Origin of the sequence: Streptomyces sp. NPDC004542, assembly GCF_040610035.1 — a bacterium.
GTDB lineage: Bacteria > Actinomycetota > Actinomycetes > Streptomycetales > Streptomycetaceae > Streptomyces.
This window is the reverse complement of the sequence record NZ_JBEXLP010000037.1, coordinates 40,313-62,890: the sequence shown is the minus strand read 5'-3', so window position 1 is coordinate 62,890 and position 22,578 is coordinate 40,313. Positions and strand designations below refer to the sequence as shown.

Below are 22,578 nucleotides of genomic sequence, written 5' to 3'. Positions count from 1 at the left end.
CCTCGCAGGGAGTCGTCAGAGGTGGGGTCCTCGAGCCGCCGTCCCCTGTGCGGCGGCTCGAGGACCCGTCGGCAGGTCAGTGCCCCGCGCTGCCGTTCAGTGCGGCGAGCGGCGTGTCGGCGAGGCCCAGCTCGCCTGCCTTGTCGAGGAGTTGGCGCATCGCGTCGGATTCGCCGGCACCGGTGTTCATGAGCTTGAGCAGCAGCGCGGAGACGGTCAGGTTCTGCACGTCGGCCGTCGAGACCGAGCCGAGGACGCGGCTCAGGTCGTCGGTGAAGCTGGACGTGCCGTCCAGCCAGGGCTTGGCGAGCGCCTGCGCCGTCCGGGAGTTCTCGGCGAAGCCGTCGAAGCTCTTGCCGAGCGAGACCGAGGAGACGAGGCGGTCGAAGAAGACGGAGTCACCGCCGACGATGTCGATGTCGGCGTTCTCCAGGCCGGTGGCGAGGACCGTGGCCTGTGCCTCGGCGACCTGCCGCCGTACGTCGATGTCCGCGAGCCGGATCTCCTTCTCCGCCTGCAGCCGCAGCCGGTACTCCTCGTGCCCGCGGGAGGCGTCGTCCAGGGCCGCCATCGCGGCCGCCTTCTGGCCCAGGCCCTCCGCCTCCGCCTTCAGCTTCTCGCCGATACCGGTGGCCTCCGCGAGCGCCTGGGCCCGCGCGCCCTCGGCCTCCGCCCGCATCCGGGCCTCGGTGCCCTCCGCCTCGGCACGCATCCGGGCCTCGGTGGCCACCGCCTCGGCACGGCCGGACTTCTCGGTGACCTCGGCCTCCTTGTCACGGACCTGCACGGCCGCGAGGCCTTCGGCGGCGGCCTCGGCCTGCACGCCCTCGGCGAGCCGCAGCCTGGCCCGGGCGTCGAGGTCGGCGGACTTCAGCCGGGCCTCGGCCAGGGTCAGTTGTTCGGCCGCGCGGTGCTTGGCGGCGGCCTCCGCGGCCTCGGCCGCCTTGATGTCCTTGACCAGCTTCTCCTGCGCCTCGGCCTCGGCGGCGATCACAACGGACTGCCGGCCGCGCTCGGCCTCCTCCACCACCCGCAGCTTCTTGATGGCCTCCTCCTGCTCTGCGACCGTGCGGTCGACGGCGATCCGCTCCCGGACGACGTCCGCGACCTCCCGCCGCTCGGCCTCGACCTCCTTGTCCCGGGCGATCCCGGACAGGGCGGTCTCCCGCTCCCGCGCGATGACCTCGAGGAGCCGGTCCTTCTCGATCCGCTCGTTCTCCACGGCGATGACCCGCTCACGGTTCTTCTGGGCGACGGCGATCTCGCGGGCCTGGTTCTCGCGCTGCACGCCGAGCTGTTCCTCGGTACGGATGAACGCGGTCTGCGCGCCCAGGCGTTCCTCCTCCTGCACCCGGGCGGTGACCGCCTCCTCCCGGGCGCGCAGGGTCTCCACCTCGCGGCGCTGTTTGATCTCCGCCTCGGCCTGGCGGCGCTCGAGCTCCAGGATGGTCTCCCGGGCCTCGACGTTCTGCCGGGTGATCTCCTTCTGCTCGGTGCGCTGGAACTCGTTGGTGCGGACGTGCTCGACCGTGGTCAGCTCGGTGATCTTCCGGATGCCCTGGGCGTCGAGGATGTTGGCGGCGTCCAGCTGGGCCATCGGGGTCTGCTCGAGGAAGTCGATGGCCGCGTCGTCGAGGTGGTAGCCGTTGAGGTCGGTGCCGATGACCTGGATGATCCGGTCCCGGAACTCCTCGCGCTTGGTGTAGAGGTCGACGAAGTCCAGCTGCTTGCCGACGGTCTTGAGGGCCTCGGAGAACTTCGCCGCGAAGAAGCCCTGGATCGCGGCCGGGTCGCTCGCGGTGTGGGTGCCGATCGCCTGGGCGACCTTGATGACGTCCTCGACGGTCTTGTTGACCCGTACGAAGAAGCTGATGTGGATGTCGGCACGGATGTTGTCCCGGCAGATCAGGCCCTCGCGGCCGGTGCGGCGGATCTCGATGGTCTTCACCGAGATGTCCATGTACTCGGCCTTGTGCAGCACCGGCAGCACGACGGCCCCGGTGAAGGTGACGTCGACCTTCTTGGTCTTGGAGATGATCAGCGCCCGGCCCTGCTCCACCTTGCGGAACAGCCGGCTGACCACCAGCAGCAGGGTGAGCGCGATGAGCAGGACGACGGCGACGAGCACACCGATGCCCACGGTAATCGTGTTCATGACATAAATCCTCGAAGGATGAGAAGGGGCGGACGTTGGCAGAGGGCGACGCGGGCCCTCGGGACGGGAACCTCGGCGGCCCGGGGCGAGGGCCCCGCGCCGGGGCCGGGCCGGGCTCCGGGGCCGGGCCGGGCTCCGGGGCCGGGCCGGGCTCCGGGGCCGGGCCGGGCTCCGGGCACGCATCCCTGCGGGCGGCGCGGCCGCGTGCACCCGCGTGGCTCAGCCGGGCGGTCCCTGCGGGGCCGGATCGGGAGGCGCCTCGGAGAGGTCCGGCAGAGTGTCCAGGGGCGGGCAGGACCCGACCCAGAAGAACTCGCCGGCCTCGTCGTAGGAGTACAGCAGGCCGGCACTGCCGTGGGTGAGGGACTCCCCGCCCATCTGGCGGACCTGGACCAGCGCGCTGGAGCCGTCCGCCGCCCTGACCTCGGCCTGACCGAAGCGGCAGTCCACCCATCCGGTGCGGACGGTGCAGGTCAGGCCGATGAAGTCCTGCCGGGACGGCCCGCGCTCCGCGGGGAAGAGCCGGTGCAGGGGCCGTACGAGCAGCCGGGTCAGCCGCCAGGCGACCAGCACGGACCCGGCCAGCACCGCCACGCTCACCGGCGCCCTGACGAGCGCCGAGCGGGTGAGCGGGGCCAGCAGGACGGTCGCGCTGAGGCTCAGGAACCAGCCGGTCACGGTCAGCAGCGAGAAGGACACCGTCACCGGCACCCCGCCCATCCCCCAGACGTCGCCGGCCCCGTCACCGTGGCCGTGGAGGCCGGGCGCGTGGAAACCGTGCGCGTCGGCCGCGCCGACGGCGGCCAGCAGCCAGAAGACGACGACCACCACGAGGGCCGAGGTGAACAGGATGGTGGGAAAGCCCGCGGCGACCGCGAGAAACGCCCCCATGGTCCCCACCCCCGCTGTCTCCCGCCGTACGCGCTGTACGACGGCCCGGCACGTCTCGGGGGCGGCGGACCGAGGTCCCGGTACCGGAACTCGCCGATTGCCGGGCTCCGGCATCGGGACCGTCCGCAGTGCTCCCCGCGGGTCATGGTGCCCGCCCCGCGCACCCCGGCGCATTGCCGGTTTCCGGCAGTCTTCACTAGGGTCAGCGTGCCGGGGGCCGTCAGGAAGCCGTCACCGGCGCGTCAGGACCGGGGGGCGACGTGGCGGAGTACGGGACACCCGACGGGTATCTGCGGGGGTACGCCGGGCTGCTGGCGGACGTCTCCGCCACCGGGCGGCGCCTGACCCGGGACGAGATCGAGGCCCGCCGTGCCCTGGGCGAACAGGCCGCCGAGGCCGGCCACGGACTGCGCGCCCTGGTCCGGGCCCATCTGGCCGCCGCCCGCGCCGCCTGGCCCGGCGGCCCCGGCTCGGCCGACAGCGCCCTGGCCGCCGTGGAGCAGGCCGTCGACGCCTTCGCCGAGGGCTTCGAACGCGCCCAGCGGCACGCCGTACGCCAGGAGGAGGCCGCCCGCCGGGAGTTCATCGACGACCTCCTGTACGGCCGCAGCGACCTGGGCCGCCTCGCCGAACGCGCCGAACGCTTCGGGCTGCGCCTGTCCCAGACCCACGCGGTCGCCGTCGCGCAGGGGCCGGCCGCGTACGACGAGGGCGGTCCGGTCCCCCGGCGGGTGGAACGCGCGCTCATCGCCCGGTTCGGCGACCGCAGCATCCTGCTCACCACCAAGGGCGGCCGGATGCTGTGCGTCGCCCCCGGCGACCAGGAGGAGATCCTCACCCACTTCGCCAAGCAGGTGTACGCGGCCACGGACGGCGGCCGGGTCGCCATCGGCCGCCCGCAGCCCGGCGCCGGCGGGGTCGTCCAGTCGTACGAGGAGGCCCTCAACACGCTGGAGCTGGCCGAGCGGCTGCACCTGGAGGACCCGGTGCTGCGCGCCGCCGACCTGCTCGTCTACCCCGTCCTCACCCGCGACCGGCAGGCGATGGCCGACCTGGTGCGGGCCGCCCTGGAACCGCTCACCACCGCCCGGGGCGGCGCCCAGCCGCTCCTGGACACCCTGACGGCCTATTTCGACTGCGGCTGTGTGGCGGCGGAGGCCGCCCGCCGGCTCTCGCTGAGCGTGCGTGCCCTGACCTACCGGCTGGAACGCATCCACCGCCTCACCGGCGCCGACCCGGCCGACCCCGCCCACCGCTACACGCTGCAGACGGCGGTGATCGGCGCCCGGCTGCTGGACTGGCCGGCCAGGCAGCTGTGACGTGCTGCGTTTTGCGCGCGCCGGGCGCATGGTGGTGGCATGAGTACGGGTCCTCCTGTGGTGGTGCTGCCGCCGGCCGCGGACGGTGGGCGGCAGGTGACGGTGCGCGGTGAGCGCGTGGGGACGGCGTACGACCTGTTCGACGTGCTGGACCTCGTGCACCGCGCCGGGCTGCCCGCCGAAGACCAGGCCGTCGACGATCCCGAACTGATCGAATGGCGCGGCGGCGGGCCGTACGACTTCGACCGCGGGACCGAGGACGGCGCCGCGGGCCGGGGCGGCGCGGCCGGCCGGTGAGCGTCGGGCCCGGTACCGGCTGCCGGCTGCCGGCTGCCGGCTGTCAGTTGCCGGCTGCCGGTTGCCAGTTGCCCGTTGCCAGTTGTCAGTTGTTCCAGGTTTCGTCGTACGGGTCGTGCGGCGTCGGCACCGGGCGGGCGGCGGTCACCTTCAGGAACGGGATGGGCCCGTCGTTGACCGGGTCCTTGACCTGCCGGGACGTGTACGTGCCCGTCACCTCCAGCCAGCTGTCCGGTCGCAGGACCGGCGGGATCTTCCCCGTCAGGGCGATCTTCACCGGCTGGGCGTCGGCGGCACAGCAGTTGAGGGCCATCCGGACCAGGTACGGGGTGCCGGTGCGGTCCAGGGCGACGAACCCGGTGACGCGCACCTGGCGGTCGCCGAGGGAGCGGCCGTGGTCGTAGACCGCGCGCCCCGCGTAGTCGACCAGGTTGATCGGCACCGGGTTCCCGGCGGGCAGGGCCAGGTAGCCGTACGGCTTCTGCAGGGCGGTACCGGTGCGCATCGCGCTGTAGGAACCCAGGGCGGGCGGGGCGACCAGGATGAGGGCGAGGAGGGGGAGGATCAGCAGCCAGGAGATGCGCGGCTCGGGGTGCGCGTGGCCGTGGTCCGCGCCGTGGCCGTGGTCCGTGCCGTGGCCGTCGGCCTCGGGTGCGGCCTTGCCGGCGGACGGCTCGCGGCGGCCGTGTCTCCACTCGTACCAGGCCGTCGTCAGCGCCGTCACGACCAGCAGCGCTCCCGCCGTCAGCACCAGCGGCCGCAGGCCCGCCTTCACGTAGCGCAGATAGAGGTCGGTGAGGCCCGCGTGCAGCAGGGCCGCGCCGGTCAGGAACAGGACCGCCGCCTGGGCCTGCCGGTTCACAGCAGCACCGCCCCGGTCAGCACCGCGCCCGCGATGGCGAGGGCGAAGGTGGCGGGCGCGAAGCGCAGGGCGAAGCCCCGGCCGAAGGTGCCCGCCTGCATCGCGAACAGTTTCAGGTCGATCATCGGGCCGACGACCAGGAACGCCAGCTTGGCCGTGAGCGAGAACTGGGTGAGCGAGGCCGCCACGAACGCGTCCGCCTCCGAGCAGATCGACAGCAGGACGGCGAGTACCGCGAGGGCCAGGACCGAGACCGCCGGGTTGCCGGCGGCGGTGCGCAGCCAGCTCGCCGGGGCCACCGCCTTGAGCGTCGCCGCGGCCATCGCGCCGAGCACCAGGAAGCCCCCGGCGTGCACCAGGTCGTGCCGGACGGAGTCCCAGAAGGCCTCGGCCTTGCTCTGCCCCTCGTGCGCGGCGTGCGCGGGCGGCCGGATCCAGTCGGTGCGGCCGACGCGCTGCCACAGCCAGCCCATCGCGCACGCCACCAGCAGGCTCGCGGCGAAGCGGCCCAGCACCATCTCGGGGTTCCGCGGGAACGCGACGGCGGTGGCGGTCAGGACGATCGGGTTGATCGCCGGGGCGGAGAGCAGGAACGCGATCGCCGCGGCGGGGGTGACCCCGCGCCGGACCAGCGCCCCGGCCACGGGCACCGACGCGCACTCGCAGCCCGGCAGCACCGCGCCCGCCAGCCCGGCCACCGGCACGGCGAGAGCGGGCCGGCCGGGCAGGGCCCGGGCGAAGAAGGTGGGCGGGACGAACACCGCGATCGCCGCCGACAGCAGGACGCCGAGGGCGAGGAAGGGCAGGGCCTGGACGACCACCGCCACGAACACCGTCATCCAGCTCTGCATCACCGGCGCCGACAGCGCCCCGCGGACCGGGTCCTGGAGGACCACCACCAGGACCAGCAGCAGGACCAGGGCGAGCGGCGAGTCGAGGTGCCAGCCGTCCCGGTCCGGCCGCTTCCCGGCGGTGGGCGGCGCGTCGGCGTCCCGGGGGACCCGCCCGGGCGGGGCTTCTTCGGTGATGGCCACGGGTGGGGTACCTCCGCGTACGGGCGCTGGTCCGCGATCTGGGTGCGTTGTCACCTCCCCTTCCGTACGGCACGCGGGCACCCGGTGTTCAGCTGATCGCTGGAACCACCCGTCGCGTTGGGGCAGTCTTCTCCCTCGTGGCGAGCGTTCCGTATCAGGGTGGGCACAGAGGTGCGCCCGCGCACATGGTCGTGTGCGGGGACGACGGGCTCGCGCACCGGCTGGCCGCCGAGTTGCGCGGGGTGTACGGGGAGCAGGTGACGCTCGTCGTCCCGCCGGACGAGCGCACGGCGCGTCCACCGGTCGTCGGGCGGGCGCGGGCCGCGTCGGCGGCGGCGCTGCTGGACCGGGTGGTGAACGCCGCGGTGGGGCGCGGGGCCGCGGCCCCGGGCGGCGACGGCGTCGGTGACGGGGCCGAACCACCGCGGCACGAGCGGCTGCTGGAGGCCGCCGAACCCGGCGAGGCTGTGCTCGCCGAGGCCGGTGTGGAGCGGGCGGTCGCACTGGCCCTCGTGTACGAGGACGACGAGACCAACATCCGTGCCGCGCTCACCGCCCGGCGCCTCAACCCACGGCTGCGGCTCGTCCTCAGGCTGTACAACCGGCGGTTGGGGCAGCACATCGAGGAACTCCTCGACCAGGCGGCCGCGTTGGCCGGGAGCGATGCCGCCGCCGGTGACGCGTCCACGGTCGTGCTGTCCGACGCCGACACCGCCGCGCCCGCGCTGGCCGCCACCGCGGTCGCCGGCACCAGCAAGGTCGTGCAGACCGACGGGCTGCTGCTGCGCGCGGTGGAGCGGCCGCCCCCGCGGCCCGGGCAGGTCACCGACCCCGGGCTGTGCACGCTGGCGCTGCTGTCGGCGACCAGCGGCGATCCGGCCGGGGCGGACGGGTCCGAGGGCAGCGGCGAGCAGGGGCCGCGGCTGCTGCCCGATCCGGCGGAGGTGCGGGACGCCACCGGGCGCGGGGCGGTGGTGCTGGAGCAGGTGTCGTACTCCGCCGGGGAGCAGCTGACGGCGGGGCGCGGGGTCGGCGGCGTACCGCCGTTCGCCTCGCTGTTCTCGCGGCGGCTGCGGTGGTCGCTGGCCGGGATGGCGGGGTGTGTGGTGGCGCTGGCGGTCGCCCTGTCGGTGGTGACCGGGATCCATCCGCTCGGCGCGTTGTACCTGACGCTGCTGGACATGTTCGCGATCGACGACCCGGCCCTCGGCACGTCCCTCGGCCGGCAGCTCCTCCAGCTGCTGTCCGGGCTGGTGGGACTGTTGCTGCTGCCCGTGCTGCTGGCCGCGGTCCTCGAGGCGCTGGGCACCTTCCGGACCGCGTCCGGCTTACGCAAACCGCCGCGCGGGCTGGGCGGGCACGTGGTGCTGCTGGGCCTGGGCAAGATCGGCACCCGGGTGCTGACGCGGCTGCGGGAGCTGCACATCCCGGTGGTGTGCGTGGAGTCCGACCCGGAGGCGCGCGGGCTGGCCACGGCCCGGCGGCTGCGGGTGCCGGTGGTGCTGGGCGACGTGACGCAGGAAGGCGTCCTGGAGGCCGCCAAGATCCACCGCGCGCACGCCCTGCTGGCGGTGACCAGCGCGGACACCACCAACCTGGAGGCGGTGCTGTACGCCCGGTCCGTGCGGCCGGACCTGCGGGTGGTGCTGCGGCTGTACGACGACGACTTCGCGACCGCCGTGTACCGCACCCTGCGGGCCGCGCACCCCCGGGCGCAGACCCGGAGCCGGAGCGTGACCCACCTGGCCGCGCCCGCCTTCGCGGGGTCGATGCTCGGGCGTCAGATCCTCGGGGCGATCCCCGTGGAGCGGCGGGTGCTGCTGTTCGCGGTGGTGGACGTGCGCGGGCATCCGCAGCTGGAGGGGCGGACCGTCGAGGCGGCGTTCCGGGCCGGGGCCTGGCGGGTCCTGGCGCTGGAGGGGCGGCCGGACGCGCACGAGGGGTACGTGCTGCGGGCGGAGGACCGGGTGCTGCTCGCGGCCACCCGGCGGGGACTGGCGGAACTGCTGGGACGGCACGGGGCGCCCGCCCGGCCACCGGGGACGGTGGGCTGAGCGGGCGCCCGCAGGGGCCGGCCTTACCGGCCCCGGTGTTACCGGCACCGGTGTTACAGCAGGTTCCCGCCGCCGGGAGGGGGCGGCGCGAGGCGCTCAGGGGCGATCCGCGACCGGTGCCGCGGGGTGCTCCGCCGGGGCGGCCGGGTCAGGGTGATCTGCCGGACGAGCTGCTGGAAGCAGGCCAGCGCCGCGGCTCCCGGCAGGGCCGCCGCCGCCGTGTCCTCGATGGTCCGCGGCGCCTGGACCACGCAGAGCAGCACCGCGACGGAGGAGAAGAGCAGGACGACGAACCAGGAGTGCACGGCGCGCCGCTGGTGCAGCGCCGCCCGCAGGATGGACAGCGATCCGGCCGTCCAGGGCCCGTAGACCAGCATGGGCCACCAGGCGTCGGCGCCGCCCTGGCCGCGCGAGGTGACCACGAGCAACGGTTCGTAGGTGGCCAGGCCGCTGAAGACGCTCACCATCGACACGATGATCGCGGCCAGTGCGGCGATCAGGAAGCTGACGATGCGCAGCCCGCCGGGCCGCCGGCGGGCCGGACGTCTGCGGTGCCCCCGGCGGGACCCGCGCACCGGCGGCAGCTCGGCCGTGATGTCCTGGAGGTGCCGCATGGGGCTGCCGGCCTCAGGAGCGGTGACCGACGCCTCGTCACGAGGGTGCGCCACGGACTTCGCGGCTTCCTCCTGGCTCGCCTTCTGCAACAGGTAGGCGAGTTCCTCGGCCGGGTCCCACGCCGGATCCGGCGACATGTCGTCGAACTCGTCCAGGTAATCGGTGGTGCCGTGCCACACACGGCTGTAGCGCTCGTCGTTCATGAGAAGGACAGGGCGCAGGCCCATCGACCGGCGAGGTCGGATTCCAGTTTCCGGACGGCGGTGAGGAAGTTCTGCAGCAACGGGTCGGTGACCTGGAGTACGACAGGCACACCATCCTTACTGAGGATTCCCGGAGTATAGACGTACGGTCCCACCGCCACCCCGTACAGGCCGGCCGACTCGCCAGGAGCGCTTGCATTCGCCATGCCCGACTAACGCCGCCCCTTTTCACTTGGATGCGCGGCGATCGGGTGAACAATCACGCGTTAAACGCGGTGAACAACGCTCCGCCCATCCGGATCGAAAGCGGCGCGAACAACCCGACCGGAAAAAGAAACGTAAGTCGCATTGCATTAAGTCGCATTGCACTACATCGCACTGCGCACCGTGGGACGGCACACACTCCACCGGACGGGGGCCGTGCCGTGCGGACGGCCCCCGTCCGCACGGCACGGCCCCACGGTCGGCGGGGCGGCGGGCCGGGTCACGCCGGCGCGGCCTCCGTGCGCCGCAGGTGCCTCGCCGCGAAGTCCAGCTCCAGCCGCACCTGCTTGATCCGCTCGTCCACCACCAGGGACCCGTGTCCCGCGTCGTAGCGGTACACCTCGTGGACCGCTCCACGGGACTCCAGCCGCTTGACGTAGTTGTCGATCTGACGGATGGGGCAGCGGGGGTCGTTGACACCGGCCGAGATGTAGACGGGGGCCTTGACCCGTTCGACGTAGGTGAGGGGGGAGGAGGCCTCGAAGCGCTCGGGGACCTCCTCCGGGGTGCCGCCCAGCAGGGTGCGGTCCATGGCCTTCAGGGCTTCCATCTCGTCGTGGTACGCGGTGACGTAGTCGGCGACCGGGACGACGGCGATGCCCAGGGTCCAGTCCTCCGGCTGGGTACCGATGCCGAGCAGGGTGAGGTAGCCGCCCCAGGAGGCGCCCGTCAGGATCAGGCGCGCGGGGTCGGCGAGGCCGGAGGAGACCGCCCATTCACGGACCGCGGCCACGTCCTCCAGCTCGATCAGACCGACCCGGTGCTTGAGCGCGTCGGTCCAGGCCCGGCCGTAGCCCGTGGACCCCCGGTAGTTGATCCGGACCACCGCGTAGCCGTGGTCCACCCAGGCCGCCGGGCCCGCGGCGAAGGCGTCGCTGTCGTGCCAGGTCGGACCGCCGTGCAGGTCGAACACGGTGGGCAGGGGGCCCGTCGCACCGGCCGGCCGCTGGACCAGGGCGTGGATGCGGCCGCCGGGACCCTCGACCCACACGTCCTCCACCGGGACCGAGCCCGGGCACTTCAGGCCGGGCGGGTCCAGCACCACCCGGCCCGTCGTCGAGCGCACCGACGACGGCTCGGCGGCCGAGGACCAGAGGTACTCCACGCTGCCGTCGGGGCGGGCCGTCGCGCCGGAGACCGTACCCGGCGGGGTGGGGATCCGCGTCAGCTCGCGGCTGCCGAGGTCGTAGCGGAACAGCTCGCTGCGGGCCTTGAAGCTGTGCACGACGAGCAGCGCAGTGCCGTCCGGGAACCACTCCGCGCTCACGTCGCCCGGCAGGTCCAGCGCCAGGTCCGTCTCCGCGCCGGAGACGACGTCCCAGACCAGCGGCTCCCACCGGCCGCGCCGCTGGTGACCGATGAGCAGGCGCGTGTCGCCGTCGAGCGGGGCGAAGCCCAGCACCTCCAGGCCCAGCTCCTCGACTCCGCCCTTGGTGTCGTCCAGCTCGGCGACCGTCGTGCCGTCGGGGCGCAGCACGCGCAGCGCCGAGTGCATCGCGTCGCCGTGCTCCGTGTGCTCGACGGCGATCAGGGAGCCGTCGTGGGAGAGGTCGCCGACGCCCGCCGACTCCCGGTGGCGGTACAGCTCGAAGGGGGCCTCGCCCTCCCTCGCCACGTGGATGGTCGAACCGTCGTCGTCCGTCGACCGGCCGACGACCGCCGTACGCCCGTCCCGGGACAGGGCCAGGCCCGCCGGATAGGACGGCTCCAGGCCCGGGGCGGCCAGTTCGTCCTCGCCGCCCGTGAACCGCTGGCGGCGCCACACCCCGAACTCGTCGCCGTCCTTGTCGTCGAACCACCAGATCCAGTCGCCGTCCGGGGAGAGCACGCCGTCCGTCGTGCCGTTCGGCCGGGACGTCACCTGGCGCTGCTCTCCACTCTCGCGGTCCCAGGCGTACAGCTCGTACGTGCCCGTCGCGTTCGACACGAACAGGGAGCGGTGCGGCGCCTCCTCGGCCCAGTCGGGCAGCGAGATCCGCGGCGCCCGAAAGCGCTTCTCCCAGTTCGGCATGTTGCTCTCACTCATGGCCCCAGTCATGGGCCCATACTGCCCGTCCGCGCCGCGAAATGGCTGGCCCGTGGGCGTACCCTGTGAACAACTTTTGCGATCATGCGCCCGCCGGAGGGCCTCGCCCGGTCCCGGGTCCGAGGACGGGGGCGGTTCCCCGTACCGTTGAGGGCGTGTACCGCTTTCTGCTGACACCCCGCTGGTGGGGCATCAACGTCTTCGTGCTGCTCGCCGTCCCGTTCTGCGTGTTCATGGGGTCCTGGCAGCTGAGCCGGTTCGAGGCCCGGGTGCAGGACCACCGCGACGCGACCGAGCGGGCCGCGTCCGACCGGCGGGAGGCGGCCCGGCCGCTGGCCGAGCTGCTGCCCGTCGACCAGAACACCTCGGGCAGGCGGGTCACCGCGACCGGACGGTACGGCAAGCAGCTCCTCGTGCCCGGCCGGGAGCTGGACGGCAGGAACGGCTTCTACGTGCTGACGCTGCTGCGGACCGGCTCCGGGCGGGCCCTGCCGGTCGTGCGCGGCTGGCTGCCCGGCACCGCCGACCCGGCCGAGGCGCCCGCCCCGCCGGCCGGCGAGGTCACCGTCACCGGGGCGTTGCAGGCCTCCGAGACCCCCGGGGACAACGGCGTCAGCGCGGCGGGCGGACTGCCGGCCGGCCAGACGGCGGCGATCAGCTCCGCCTCGCTGGTCAACCTGGTGCCGTACCGGTTGTACGACGCCTGGGTCACCCTCGACAAGGGTGACGCGGGGATGAAGGCGGTCCCGGCGAGCGTGCCCGCGGGCTCGGGACTGGACCTCAAGGCGTTCCAGAACCTCGGCTACACCGGGGAGTGGTTCGTCTTCGCCGGCTTCGTCGTCTTCATGTGGTTCCGGCTGCTGCGCCGGGAAGTGGAGTTCGCGCGGGACGCCGCGCTGGGCCTGGTGCCGGAGGGCGAGACGGCGCGGGTGTGACCCCCCGCGCCCCGGGCCGCTGCTCGGGCAGGCGCGGCCCGGCATCACGGGGTGCCGCCGCGCCCGCCCGTGCCGCCCCAGCGGCACGACTGCCCGCAGCCGCGCCGACCACGGACGGCGAGCCCCCTGGCCGGGCTACGCCCCCGACAGGACCCCGGTCCAGTACACGGTGCCCGCACAGGCGTCGGGAACCGTCACGGACGCCGTCGGGGATCCGGCCTGCGTGGTGTGGGACACCACGACGCTGCCGTCCGCCGTGCCGTCCGCGGCGAACAGCTGCGTGGTGACCCCGGACGTGGTCGCACCGGAGGTGTCCGTGCCGCCGGCCGTGCCGGCCTCCTGCGTGGGCGTCGGGGTCGGCGTGGCGCCGCCGGGGTCCGTGCCACCGGGGTCCGTGCCGCCACCGCCGGTCGCCGGGCAGGTCGCGGACGGGACGAAGGCGAACTTCTCCTCGTAGGCCGCGCCCGGCAGCAGCACCAGGCCGGAGACCTCCAGCGACGGGTCGGGAAGGCCCGCCGCCGCGTCACCGGAGACGTGCCGGGCCGTGCCGATCCTGGCCGGGTCCGCGGCGCCCTGCGCGGCGGCGCCCACGCTGCCCGGGCCGCCGACCGTGCAGCTGGTGGTGGAGGTGTTGACGACGCGGAAGGTGCCGTAGACGACGCCGGTCGAGTCGGGCGCGTCGACGGTCCCCGTGGCCGAGCCCAGCTGGGCCGCCGTGCACGCCGGGGTGCCGGCGCCCACGCTGGCCGAGGGGTTCGCGCCGCCCGTGGAGCCGCCGGCGTTGCCCGTGCCGGTGTTCTTGCCGGGGGGCTTCGTGCCCTCCTCGTCCTTGCCGCCGGTCTTGCCGCCGGCGCCGCCCGCGGTGCCGGCCCCGCCGTCCGGGTTCTTGCCCGAGCCGCCGCCCTGCGCCTGGGAGGCCTGGCCGGCCATGGAGGTGTTGGGGTCGGAGCCGGCGGAGTGGGAGACGTGTACCAGGGCCGGGATGGCGGTGCCGATGAAGAGCGCCGCGGCGGCCATGCCGACGACGGCCTGCCGCTTGCGCGCCCGCCGGGCGGGCACCGCGCGCCGCAGGTGGTCGAGCGTGCCGTCGCTCGGCTCGATGTCGTCGACGGCCGAGTGCAGCAGCCGGCGCAGGTCCAGCTCGTCCGAGTCGAGCCCGTCGGGGCTCCGGTCGGCGGGGCCGTGGTTCACAGTTCCGTTCCCAGCGTGCGTTGACGTGTGCTCTTGCTCGTGCTGCTCGGTCGGCTCGTGCCACTCGTAGGGCTCGTGGCGCTCATGCGAGTCGCCCCGTTCGGCGCGGTCGCTCATGATGCCGCCGCCTCCATGGAGACCCTGAGGGCCGCGATGCCGCGTGAGCCGTACGCCTTCACCGAGCCCAGGGATATCCCGAGCGTCTCGGCGACCTGGGCCTCGGTCATGTCGGCGAAGTAGCGCAGGACGAGGACCTCGCGCTGACGGCGCTGCAGGCCCTTCATCGCCTTGATGAGGTCCCGGCGCTCCAGCTGGTCGTACGCGCCCTCCTCCGCGCTCGCCATGTCGGGCATCGGCTTCGACAGCAGCTTCAGGCCGAGTATGCGGCGGCGCAGGGCGGAGCGGGAGAGGTTGACGACGGTCTGGCGGAGGTAGGCGAGGGTCTTCTCCGGGTCCCGGACGCGCTTACGGGCCGAGTGGACGCGGATGAAGGCCTCCTGGACGACGTCCTCGCAGGAGGCGGTGTCGTCGAGGAGGAGCGCGGCCAGGCCGAGCAGCGAGCGGTAGTGGGCCCGGTAGGTCTCGGTGAGGTGGTCGACGGTGGTACCGGCCGCCACGGTGTCCTCGGCCCTCTCGGCGCTCTCACGCGAAGCCGGTGCACCGTCGCGCTGGTTCGGGATGCGGGTGGGTCGCGCTGCGGGCATGGGCGCGATCACCGGCATGCCGCCGGCCGTGCCGGGCATGCGGGGTCGGAGCGTCGCACGGGGCCGCAGGGCCGTGCCGCGGGTCGCCGCGCTGAAATCGAGTACCTCTGCCACGTCTGTTGGACACGTTTCCCCCCACTGGGGTTGTACGTGCCGCGCATCACTTTCGCGCCGAGCGTCACCGGCGCGGTCCGTGTCCCCGCGGCCGACGGCGTCTCCGTGACCGGCGGCACAGCCGAAGGTGCCTGAAATGCCGTCATGCGTCCCGCTCTTCCCTTGTATCCCATATGAACGGGCGCCCCCGCGCCCCGATCACGGCGTCCCCACGCCAGGATCATGCGTCCCCATACGCCCCGGAAGGGCGACCGCAAAGACGCTCCCCGCCCGCCGCGCGGTTGCGGGGGACGGGGAGAAAGATCTTCGGACGCCGCGGGGTCTCGGTTCAAGTGGTCCGGACCATGCTTCTGACCACACTTTTTGCGCGGATTGCGCGAATGGACACGCTCCCACCGCCGGATTTCCGGCACCTGGCGGGTCTCACGACGACTCCGTCGCCACCAGTTCGGCGATCTGAGCCGTGTTGAGCGCGGCACCTTTGCGTAGATTGTCCCCGCAGACGAAGAGTTCCAGCGCGGTGGGATCGTCGAGCGCCCGCCGTACCCGCCCGACCCAGGTCGGGTCGGTGCCCACCGCGTCGGCCGGTGTGGGGAACTCGCCGGCGGCCGGGTTGTCGCACAGCACGACACCGGGCGCCGTGGCGAGGATCTCCCGGGCCCCGTCGACGGTGACCTCGCCCTGGAAGCGGGCGTGGACGGTGAGGGAGTGCGTGGTGACGACCGGCACGCGCACACAGGTCACGGCGACGGGCAGCCTGGGCAGTCCGAGGATCTTGCGGGTCTCGTCCCGCACCTTCATCTCCTCCGACGACCAGCCGTCCTCCCGCAGCGACCCGGCCCACGGTACGACGTTCAGCGCGACCGGCTCCGGGAACGGCCCGGTGTGGTCCCCCACGGCCCGCCGCACGTCACCGGGGCTGGTCCCGAGCTCCGTACCGGCGACCATGGCCAGCTGCGCCCGCAGCGCCTCCACCCCGGCCCGCCCGGCCCCGCTCACGGCCTGGTACGAGGACACCACCAGCTCGCGCAGCCCGAACTCGGCGTGCAGCGCGCCCAGGGCGACGATCATCGACAGGGTCGTGCAGTTGGGGTTGGCGATGATGCCGCGCGGGCGGACCCTGGCCCGGTGCGGATTGACCTCGGGGACGACCAGGGGCACGTCCGGGTCCATCCGGAAGGCGCCCGAGTTGTCCACGACGACGGCACCGCGCGCGGCGGCGATCGGCGCCCACCGCGCGGAGACCTCGTCGGGGACGTCGAACATGGCGACGTCGACCCCGTCGAAGGCCTCCTCCGCGAGGGCGGCCACCTCGACCTCCTCCCCGCGCACGGTCAGCTTGCGGCCGGCCGAGCGGGGGGAGGCGATCAGCCGGATCTCGCCCCAGACGTCCGCGCGTTCGGACAGGATCCGGAGCATGACCGTGCCGACGGCTCCGGTCGCCCCCACGACCGCGAGCGTCGGTCCCGGGGTCATCGCCCGGTGCCTCCGTAGACGACGGCCTCGTCGGAGTCGGAGTCGAGCCCGAAGGCGGTGTGCACGGCGCGCACGGCCTCCGGCACGTCGTCGGCGCGGGTGACGACCGAGATGCGGATCTCGGAGGTCGAGATCAGCTCGATGTTCACGCTCGCGTCGGACAGCGCCTCGAAGAAGGAGGCGGTAACGCCGGGGTTGGTCTTCATGCCCGCGCCGACCAGGGAGATCTTGCCGATCTGGTCGTCGTAGCGCAGCGAGTCGAAGCCGATGCCGGACTTGTTCTTCTCCAGCGCGTCGATGGCCTTGCGGCCCTCGGTCTTGGGCAGCGTGAAGGAGATGTCCGTCAGGCCGGTGGAGGCGGCGGACACGTTCTGCACGACCATGTCGATGTTGATCTCGGCATCGGCGATCGCGCGGAAGATCGTGGCGGCCTCGCCCGGCTTGTCCGGCACGCCGACGACCGTGATCTTGGCCTCGGAGGTGTCGTGCGCGACACCGGAGATGATGGCCTGCTCCACCTTCTTGTCCCCAATCGGCTCACTGCTGACCCAGGTGCCCTGCAGCCCGCTGAAGCTGGACCGGACGTGGATCGGGATGTTGTAACGGCGGGCGTACTCCACACAGCGGTGGAGCAGCACCTTGGAGCCGGAGGCCGCGAGCTCCAGCATGTCCTCGAAGGAGATCCAGTCGATCTTCTTCGCCTTCTTCACCACGCGCGGGTCGGCGGTGAACACGCCGTCGACGTCGGTGTAGATCTCACAGACCTCGGCGTCGAGCGCGGCCGCGAGGGCCACGGCCGTGGTGTCGGAGCCACCCCGGCCCAGGGTCGTGATGTCCTTCTTGTCCTGGCTGACACCCTGGAACCCGGCCACGATGGCGATGTTGCCCTCGTCCAGCGCGGTGCGGATGCGGCCCGGCGTGACGTCGATGATCCGGGCTTTGTTGTGGACCGAGTCGGTGATGACACCTGCCTGGCTGCCGGTGAACGACTGGGCCTCGTGCCCCAGGTTCTTGATCGCCATGGCCAGCAGGGCCATGGAGATCCGCTCTCCGGCGGTCAGCAGCATGTCGAACTCACGCCCGGCAGGCATCGGGGACACCTGCTCGGCGAGATCGATCAGCTCGTCCGTCGTGTCGCCCATCGCGGAGACCACGACAACCACCTGGTTGCCGTTCTTCTTGGCTTCCACGATCCGCTTGGCGACGCGCTTGATGCCCTCGGCATCGGCTACGGAGGAGCCTCCGTACTTCTGCACGACAAGGCCCACGTGCGCTCCTCGCTCGGTTCGTCTGTGTCGGCTCAGTCTAACGAGCGCCCGGAATTCCCCTCCGCGATACCGCATCGTGAGATGTCCGCCACCCGCCGGAACAGCACATGCCCAGCTCAGGGGCGCCCACTCGGAAAGTGCCCGGGGTCACAGAAGCGACCATCATGGCCCCCTCGGATTCCGGCCATCCGCCGTGCCCCTCGAGGCCGCCGGAGTCGGCGGTCACCTCGCCTCGCGTATCCCCAGCGCCCCGCCGATCTCCTCCTGCATGACCCGTCCCGCCTCGAACTCCAGCGTCTCGTCGCCGATGGCGTCCTGGTCGGTGTCCAGGCCGTCCAGTTCTGCCAGGGGCTGGTTCAGACGGACGTGGATGAGCACCGACTGCAGGGCGCGCAGCACGGCGGAGGCCGTGGGGCCCCAGTTGGAGAAGTAGGAGAACTGCCACCACCACAGCGCCTCCGTGGTGCGGCCGGCCCGGTAGTGGGCCATGCCGTGGCGCAGGTCGGTGATGACGCCGGCCAGGTCGTCGGAGATCCGGGCCGGGACCGGCGCCTTGCGGGGCTCGTAGGGGTCGAAGACCTCCGAGTAGACGTCGACGGGGTCCAGCAGGCGCGCGAGGTTCTCGCGGAGCTGGTCGACGTCGGCCTCCGGGCCCAGGTCCGGCTCGTAGCGTTCGTCGGGGAGTATGTCCTCGTGGGCGCCCAGCCGGCCGCCGGCCAGCAGGAGCTGGGAGACCTCCAGCAGGAGGAAGGGCACCGCCGAGGCCGGCTCGTCGCCCTTCGCCACCTCGGTGACGGCCACCAGGAAGCTCTCCACCTGGTCCGCGATCTGGACCGCGAAGTCGTCCGGGTCCCGCGTCGAGTCGTGCAGCGTGGCGTCAGACATCTAGGAGTCGTCTCCCCTCGAAGGCGCGGCCGAGGGTGACCTCGTCCGCGTATTCCAGGTCGCCGCCCACCGGGAGGCCGCTGGCCAGGCGGGTGACCTTCAGGCCCATGGGTTTGATCATGCGGGCGAGGTACGTCGCCGTCGCCTCGCCCTCGAGGTTGGGGTCGGTGGCGAGGATCAGCTCGGTGACCGCGCCGTCGGCGAGCCGGGCCAGGAGTTCCCGGATGCGCAGGTCGTCCGGGCCGACGCCCTCGATCGGGCTGATCGCGCCGCCGAGCACGTGGTAGCGGCCGCGGAACTCGCGGGTGCGCTCGATGGCCACGACGTCCTTCGGCTCCTCCACCACGCAGATGACGGCCGGGTCGCGGCGTGCGTCGCGGCAGATGCCGCACAGCTCCTCCTGCGCGACGTTGCCGCAGGTCGCGCAGAAGCGGACCTTCGCCTTCACCTCGAGGAGGGCCTGCGCGAGCCGCCGTACGTCCGTCGGCTCCGCCTGGAGGATGTGGAAGGCGATCCGCTGCGCGCTCTTGGGACCGACGCCGGGCAGACGACCCAGTTCGTCGATGAGGTCCTGGACCACGCCTTCGTACAACGGACTGCCCTTCCTGGAGTCTTACGGTACGTACCGTAGTTGGCGGTGGCCGGTCTTAGAAAGGCAGGCCCGGAATGCCGCTGCCGCCGCCCAGCCCCTGGGCCAGCGGTCCCAGCTTCTGCTGCTGAAGGGCCTGCGCGTTCTCGTTGGCCGCGTGGACGGCGGCGACGATCAGGTCCGCGAGGGTATCGGTGTCTTCCGGGTCCACCGCCTTGGGGTCGATCCGCAGCCCGCGCAGCTCGCCCGCGCCGGTCACCGTGGCCCGCACCAGGCCGCCGCCCGCCTGCCCGTCGACCTCCGTGGCCGCGAGTTCCTCCTGCGCCCGCGCCAGATCCTGCTGCATCTTCTGGGCCTGCTGGAGCAGCTGCTGCATGTTGGGCTGGCCACCACCGGGAATCACGATCAGCTCCTGGTCTCGTCGTCTCCACCGTTGTGCACGAGCCTACGTGGTCCACTCGGCCATCGCCCCAGCACTCTTTCGAGTGACGTACGCGACCGCCCCATACCTGACCAAGGCCCTCTTACGGGCGGAAAAACGGCGGAAGCGACGCTCCGGCCACCCGTTGGGCGGTAGGAAGGGGTCCGCACATCGACATGCGCTATCACGCGGAGTGACGAGTCGGAATCAGTAGGGAGTGCCGGGTGGGTCAGCCGGAGATGCAGCCCGAGGGTCCGCCTCAGGACGGGCGGGGCGAGGGGGCGGCCGGGCTGCGGCCGGGCGATCTGACCGGGCGGCCGTTTCCGCTCGGGGACTGGGGCGAGCCGGCGGAGCGGCTCGAGGAGCTGTACCGGTGGGTGGAACGGGGAGCGCTGGACACCGCCGCCTGGTACCTGGCGGACCGGGTGTGGAAACGCCGCTGCGCGCGGGCGTTGCGGGGCGGGGCGGCGGCCGGGGCGGTGTGCGGGGCCGCGCTGCCCCTGCTGGACCTCACCGGGGTGGCCGGCGGGCTCGCCTGCTGGGGGTACCTGGCGTTCGTGCTGGCGGTGGCGTGCGTGGCCGTGGACCGGTGCTTCGGGCTCACGTCCGGGTGGATGAGGGACGTGGCCACCGCGCAGGCCGTGCAGCGGCGGCTTCAGGTGCTGCAGTTCGACTGGGCGTCGGAGAGCGTGCGTGAGGTGCTCGGGCCGGCGGAGGGAACGGCCGGGGAGGCCGCGGAGCGGTGTCTGGGGGTGCTGCGGAGGTTCACCGAGGACGTGACGGAGCTGGTGCGGGCGGAGACGGCGGACTGGATGGTGGAGTTCCGCACCGGGCCGGCGCCGCTGGGGATCCAGACGGCGGTGGCTTCCGGCGCGCGGCCGGAGACGGCGCCCCCGGCCGGCCGGTTCCCGCTCCCGCCCGGCCCCGCCCGGCCGAACATGCCCCGGCAGCGGCCGCCCGAGCCGCGCTGAGCCCGCGCGGTCCCCGTTGCGCCGATCCCTGCGGTTCCGGCCTCATTCCTTGGTGTACGTGAGGCTCTCCGCGCTGCCCTGCATCTCGCGCCGCAGCCGGCCGTCCGACAGCAGGGTGACCTCGCTGGGATCGCCCGGCTTGCACTCCGGGCTCGGACCGGCGGTGACGGTGGACGCCCCGATCTCCAGCGGACCGCCGGAGCCGGGCCGCCCCGCGAGCTTCGCCGCGAACACGCAGTGGTACGTCCCGCCGTCCTTGGTGGGCCCGTCGGCGACCACCGTGAGGACCGTGTCCCCCACCTCGCCCTGCTCCAGGGTCAGTTCGCGGGTGTGGTGGCCGAGGGAGTTGTCGATCGACGACGACCACGTGCCCAGGTACCCGGCCGGGACCGCGCCGCCCGACGCCGACGGGGTCGAGGACTGCGGCTCCGGGGTGGTCGGGGTGGGCCCCGGCGTGGTGGGCGCGCCGGTGGCGGTCGGGGACGGACTGACCGTGCCGCCGCCGGTGTCACCGCCGCCGCCCCGCATCAGGGCGTACACCGAGCCGCCCGCGGCGAGCGCGACGACCAGCGCGATCACGACGAGCAGCGCGGTGGACCGCCGGTCTCCCGGCGTCGGCCGGCCGCCGAGGTCGACGGGCGGCGGACCGTACGGCGGGGTCGAGCCGTAGCCGCCCGCGTAGGGGCTGTACGGCCCCGGGGAGCCGGGCTGTTGCGGGTAGCCGTAGGCGGCGGGCTGCGGGTGCTGCTGGGGACAGCCGTACGCGGGGTACGCCGGGGGCGCGCCGGGCGGGGGCGTCCGGCCCTGGTCGGCGGCCATCGTCGGGAGGTGGTTCAGGGCCGCGCCACCGCCCTGCCGTCCCTGCGGGCGCGGGTCCCCGGGCGGGTGCGGCACGGAGGCGTCGTCGGAGGCGGGGGCGTGCTCAGGGGAGGCGGCGGGCGCGGGGACCGGCGCGCGGTCCCCGCGCATACGGTCCTGACCGGGGGCGCGGTCGGGCGTGCGATCGGGCATGCGGTCCTGTCCGGGCCCGGGGGCCCGCTCCTGCCTCCGGTCCTCGTCCTCGAGCCACGCGGGCACGGGGTCGGGCATCCGGTCTCCCCCGGGAGCGGCCGCCGGGCCGGGCACCGGGCCGGATGCGGGGACGGACGCCGCCGCCTGCTCGCCGGCCCCTCCGGCTCCGCCAGCGCCGCCCGTGCTCCCGGCCCCCGAGGTCCCGTCCGGGTCCTCCGTGTCCAGCAGCCGCACCGCGTGCCGCCCCAGCTGGGCGACGAGCGACCCCGGCAGCCAGGGGTCCCGGGAACGGCCCCCGGCGACGGTGTCCTCCGCTCCCGTGCGCTCCAGGATCCGGTCCAGCGTCGGACGCGCGGCCGGGTCCTTCTTCAGGCAGTCGCGGACGAGGTCGGCGATGCCCTCGGGCACGCCCTCGAGGTCGGGTTCCTCCTGGGCGATGCGGAACATCATCGCGTGCACCCCGCTGTCGGCGGTCCCGAAGGGCAGCGCGCCGGTCGCCGCGTAGGCGAGGACCGAGCCGAGGCAGAAGACGTCGCAGGCGGGTGTGATCCGGTCGCCGCGCACCTGCTCGGGCGCCATGAACCCGGGCGAGCCGACCAGCGAGCCGGTGCGGGTCAGTCCGTCCCCGGCCAGGGTCTCCAGCGCCCGCGCGATGCCGAAGTCGATGACCCGCGGTCCGTCGATGGTGACCAGCACGTTGGACGGCTTCAGGTCGCGGTGGACGATCCCGGCGGCGTGGATGTCCCTGAGCGCGTGCGCGAGCCCGGCCGCGAGGATCCGTACCGACCGCTCGGGCAGCGCCCCGTGGTCGTGCCCGACGACCTGCTGGAGGCTGGGCCCGGCGACGTACCCGGTGGCCACCCAGGGCACGGCGGCCTCGGTGTCCGCGTCCAGCACGGGCGCCGTCCAGTGGCCGCCGACCCGGCGCGCGGCGCGCACCTCCTGCCGGAACCGCGCCCGGAACTCCTCCTGTTCGGCGAGCTCCTCGCGCACCAGCTTCACGGCGACGGTGCGCCCCCGGTCCGACCGGGCGAGATACACGTGCCCCATGCCGCCCGCGCCCAGCCGCGCCAGCAGCCGGTATGCCCCGATCCTGTGCGGATCCCCCGGCCCGAGCTTCTCCATCGCCGCGCCGCCTCCCCCGGTAGGCCCGAAATCTGCGCGTGTGCAACAAACCGAGAATAGTGCGGCGGTGATCCGCGCCGCACCGAGCAGGCTCTACGGTTGCGTAACAGCTCTCGACACCCTGTCGCGGAAAGCCCCCGCCGAGGGAACAGGACGCCGATACCGGCC

The 22,578-nt window shown here is 73.5% G+C and carries 19 protein-coding genes; 5 read left to right on the top strand and 14 right to left on the bottom strand.

Going from position 1 to position 22,578, the window contains the following annotated elements; translation table 11 throughout:
• Positions 1-76: 76 nt before the first annotated feature.
• Together ABZX30_RS21195 and ABZX30_RS21190 are read right to left on the bottom strand one after the other, a co-directional pair.
• Positions 77-2,155, bottom strand: coding sequence for a flotillin family protein (locus ABZX30_RS21195; protein WP_355935511.1), 2,079 nt, complete (start codon positions 2,153-2,155; stop codon positions 77-79).
• Between the two features lie 219 nt (positions 2,156-2,374).
• Positions 2,375-3,046, bottom strand: a complete 672-nt coding sequence (locus ABZX30_RS21190; RefSeq protein WP_355935510.1) for a hypothetical protein — start codon at positions 3,044-3,046, stop codon at positions 2,375-2,377.
• A gap of 260 nt (positions 3,047-3,306) precedes the next feature.
• On the opposite strand from ABZX30_RS21190, the gene ABZX30_RS21185 reads away from it, so the two are divergent.
• Both ABZX30_RS21185 and ABZX30_RS21180 read left to right on the top strand, forming a co-directional pair.
• A complete protein-coding gene (locus tag ABZX30_RS21185; protein WP_355935508.1) occupies positions 3,307-4,365 on the top strand; it encodes a helix-turn-helix domain-containing protein in 1,059 nt (352 codons plus the stop codon).
• A 39-nt stretch (positions 4,366-4,404) separates the two neighbouring features.
• Positions 4,405-4,662, top strand: a complete 258-nt coding sequence (locus ABZX30_RS21180; RefSeq protein WP_355935507.1) for a hypothetical protein — start codon at positions 4,405-4,407, stop codon at positions 4,660-4,662.
• 85 nt (positions 4,663-4,747) lie between these two features.
• Here the strand turns inward: ABZX30_RS21180 and ABZX30_RS21175 are convergent, their stop codons facing one another.
• Together ABZX30_RS21175 and ABZX30_RS21170 are read right to left on the bottom strand one after the other, a co-directional pair.
• Positions 4,748-5,524: a TIGR03943 family protein gene (locus ABZX30_RS21175; RefSeq protein ID WP_355935506.1), complete on the bottom strand. Its 777-nt coding sequence runs from the start codon at positions 5,522-5,524 to the stop codon at positions 4,748-4,750.
• Positions 5,521-6,558 (bottom strand): permease, encoded by a 1,038-nt coding sequence (locus ABZX30_RS21170; protein ID WP_355935504.1) that lies wholly within the window; start codon positions 6,556-6,558, stop codon positions 5,521-5,523. Before ABZX30_RS21170 ends, ABZX30_RS21175 begins: the two co-directional genes overlap by 4 nt.
• A 185-nt stretch (positions 6,559-6,743) precedes the next feature.
• Between ABZX30_RS21170 and ABZX30_RS21165 the strand changes: the two genes are divergently transcribed.
• On the top strand, positions 6,744-8,612 hold the full coding sequence (locus ABZX30_RS21165; protein WP_355935502.1) for an NAD-binding protein: 1,869 nt from the start codon (positions 6,744-6,746) through the stop codon (positions 8,610-8,612).
• Positions 8,613-8,665: 53 nt separating this feature from the next.
• Here ABZX30_RS21165 and ABZX30_RS21160 read toward each other — a convergent pair whose 3' ends face one another.
• Positions 8,666-9,430, bottom strand: coding sequence for a hypothetical protein (locus ABZX30_RS21160; protein WP_355935501.1), 765 nt, complete (start codon positions 9,428-9,430; stop codon positions 8,666-8,668).
• 484 nt (positions 9,431-9,914) lie between these two features.
• Positions 9,915-11,720, bottom strand: a complete 1,806-nt coding sequence (locus tag ABZX30_RS21155; protein WP_355935499.1) for a prolyl oligopeptidase family serine peptidase — start codon at positions 11,718-11,720, stop codon at positions 9,915-9,917.
• A gap of 155 nt (positions 11,721-11,875) precedes the next feature.
• Between ABZX30_RS21155 and ABZX30_RS21150 the strand changes: the two genes are divergently transcribed.
• Positions 11,876-12,655 (top strand): SURF1 family protein, encoded by a 780-nt coding sequence (locus ABZX30_RS21150; RefSeq protein ID WP_355935497.1) that lies wholly within the window; start codon positions 11,876-11,878, stop codon positions 12,653-12,655.
• Between the two features lie 135 nt (positions 12,656-12,790).
• On the opposite strand, the gene ABZX30_RS21145 is transcribed toward ABZX30_RS21150, so the two are convergent.
• From ABZX30_RS21145 to ABZX30_RS21115, 7 genes are all read right to left on the bottom strand, one after another.
• Positions 12,791-13,963 (bottom strand): hypothetical protein, encoded by a 1,173-nt coding sequence (locus tag ABZX30_RS21145; protein WP_355935496.1) that lies wholly within the window; start codon positions 13,961-13,963, stop codon positions 12,791-12,793.
• A complete protein-coding gene (locus ABZX30_RS21140; protein ID WP_355935494.1) occupies positions 13,960-14,589 on the bottom strand; it encodes a SigE family RNA polymerase sigma factor in 630 nt (209 codons plus the stop codon). The genes ABZX30_RS21145 and ABZX30_RS21140 overlap by 4 nt, the downstream gene beginning before the upstream one ends.
• 498 nt (positions 14,590-15,087) lie before the next feature.
• Positions 15,088-16,140 (bottom strand): aspartate-semialdehyde dehydrogenase, encoded by a 1,053-nt coding sequence (locus ABZX30_RS21135; protein WP_355935492.1) that lies wholly within the window; start codon positions 16,138-16,140, stop codon positions 15,088-15,090.
• Entirely contained in the window at positions 16,137-17,408 is a 1,272-nt protein-coding gene (locus ABZX30_RS21130; RefSeq protein ID WP_355935490.1) for an aspartate kinase, read from the bottom strand. The genes ABZX30_RS21135 and ABZX30_RS21130 overlap by 4 nt, the downstream gene beginning before the upstream one ends.
• 222 nt (positions 17,409-17,630) lie before the next feature.
• The gene (locus ABZX30_RS21125) at positions 17,631-18,293 is read right to left on the bottom strand and encodes a DUF5063 domain-containing protein (protein WP_355935488.1); all 663 of its coding nucleotides are present in this window, start codon (positions 18,291-18,293) and stop codon (positions 17,631-17,633) included.
• Positions 18,286-18,885 carry a recombination mediator RecR gene (gene recR, locus ABZX30_RS21120; RefSeq protein ID WP_355935486.1) on the bottom strand — a complete coding sequence of 200 codons (600 nt, stop codon included), beginning with the start codon at positions 18,883-18,885 and terminating at the stop codon, positions 18,286-18,288. The genes ABZX30_RS21125 and recR overlap by 8 nt, the downstream gene beginning before the upstream one ends.
• A 55-nt stretch (positions 18,886-18,940) precedes the next feature.
• Complete coding sequence (locus ABZX30_RS21115; protein ID WP_355935484.1) at positions 18,941-19,285, bottom strand: YbaB/EbfC family nucleoid-associated protein; 345 nt, start codon at positions 19,283-19,285, stop codon at positions 18,941-18,943.
• A 242-nt stretch (positions 19,286-19,527) separates the two neighbouring features.
• Here ABZX30_RS21115 and ABZX30_RS21110 point away from each other — a divergent pair, with 242 nt between their 5' ends.
• Positions 19,528-20,274 (top strand): SLATT domain-containing protein, encoded by a 747-nt coding sequence (locus ABZX30_RS21110; protein WP_355935483.1) that lies wholly within the window; start codon positions 19,528-19,530, stop codon positions 20,272-20,274.
• A gap of 42 nt (positions 20,275-20,316) precedes the next feature.
• Here the strand turns inward: ABZX30_RS21110 and ABZX30_RS21105 are convergent, their stop codons facing one another.
• A complete protein-coding gene (locus tag ABZX30_RS21105; protein WP_355935482.1) occupies positions 20,317-22,410 on the bottom strand; it encodes a protein kinase in 2,094 nt (697 codons plus the stop codon).
• Positions 22,411-22,578: the final 168 nt, after the last annotated feature.

What these genes read in the sequence shown, in the direction of transcription:
- ABZX30_RS21105 (WP_355935482.1), bottom strand. Translation starts at nt 22,410, where the DNA reads ATGGAGAAGCTCGGGCCGGGGGATCCGCACAGGATCGGGGCATACCGG.
- ABZX30_RS21135 (WP_355935492.1), bottom strand. Translation starts at nt 16,140, where the DNA reads ATGACCCCGGGACCGACGCTCGCGGTCGTGGGGGCGACCGGAGCCGTC.
- ABZX30_RS21165 (WP_355935502.1), top strand. Translation starts at nt 6,744, where the DNA reads ATGGTCGTGTGCGGGGACGACGGGCTCGCGCACCGGCTGGCCGCCGAG.
- ABZX30_RS21125 (WP_355935488.1), bottom strand. Translation starts at nt 18,293, where the DNA reads ATGTCTGACGCCACGCTGCACGACTCGACGCGGGACCCGGACGACTTC.
- ABZX30_RS21160 (WP_355935501.1), bottom strand. Translation starts at nt 9,430, where the DNA reads ATGAACGACGAGCGCTACAGCCGTGTGTGGCACGGCACCACCGATTAC.
- ABZX30_RS21190 (WP_355935510.1), bottom strand. Translation starts at nt 3,046, where the DNA reads ATGGGGGCGTTTCTCGCGGTCGCCGCGGGCTTTCCCACCATCCTGTTC.
- ABZX30_RS21140 (WP_355935494.1), bottom strand. Translation starts at nt 14,589, where the DNA reads ATGCCCGGCACGGCCGGCGGCATGCCGGTGATCGCGCCCATGCCCGCA.
- ABZX30_RS21180 (WP_355935507.1), top strand. Translation starts at nt 4,405, where the DNA reads ATGAGTACGGGTCCTCCTGTGGTGGTGCTGCCGCCGGCCGCGGACGGT.
- ABZX30_RS21145 (WP_355935496.1), bottom strand. Translation starts at nt 13,963, where the DNA reads ATGAGCGACCGCGCCGAACGGGGCGACTCGCATGAGCGCCACGAGCCC.
- ABZX30_RS21155 (WP_355935499.1), bottom strand. Translation starts at nt 11,720, where the DNA reads ATGAGTGAGAGCAACATGCCGAACTGGGAGAAGCGCTTTCGGGCGCCG.
- ABZX30_RS21195 (WP_355935511.1), bottom strand. Translation starts at nt 2,155, where the DNA reads ATGAACACGATTACCGTGGGCATCGGTGTGCTCGTCGCCGTCGTCCTG.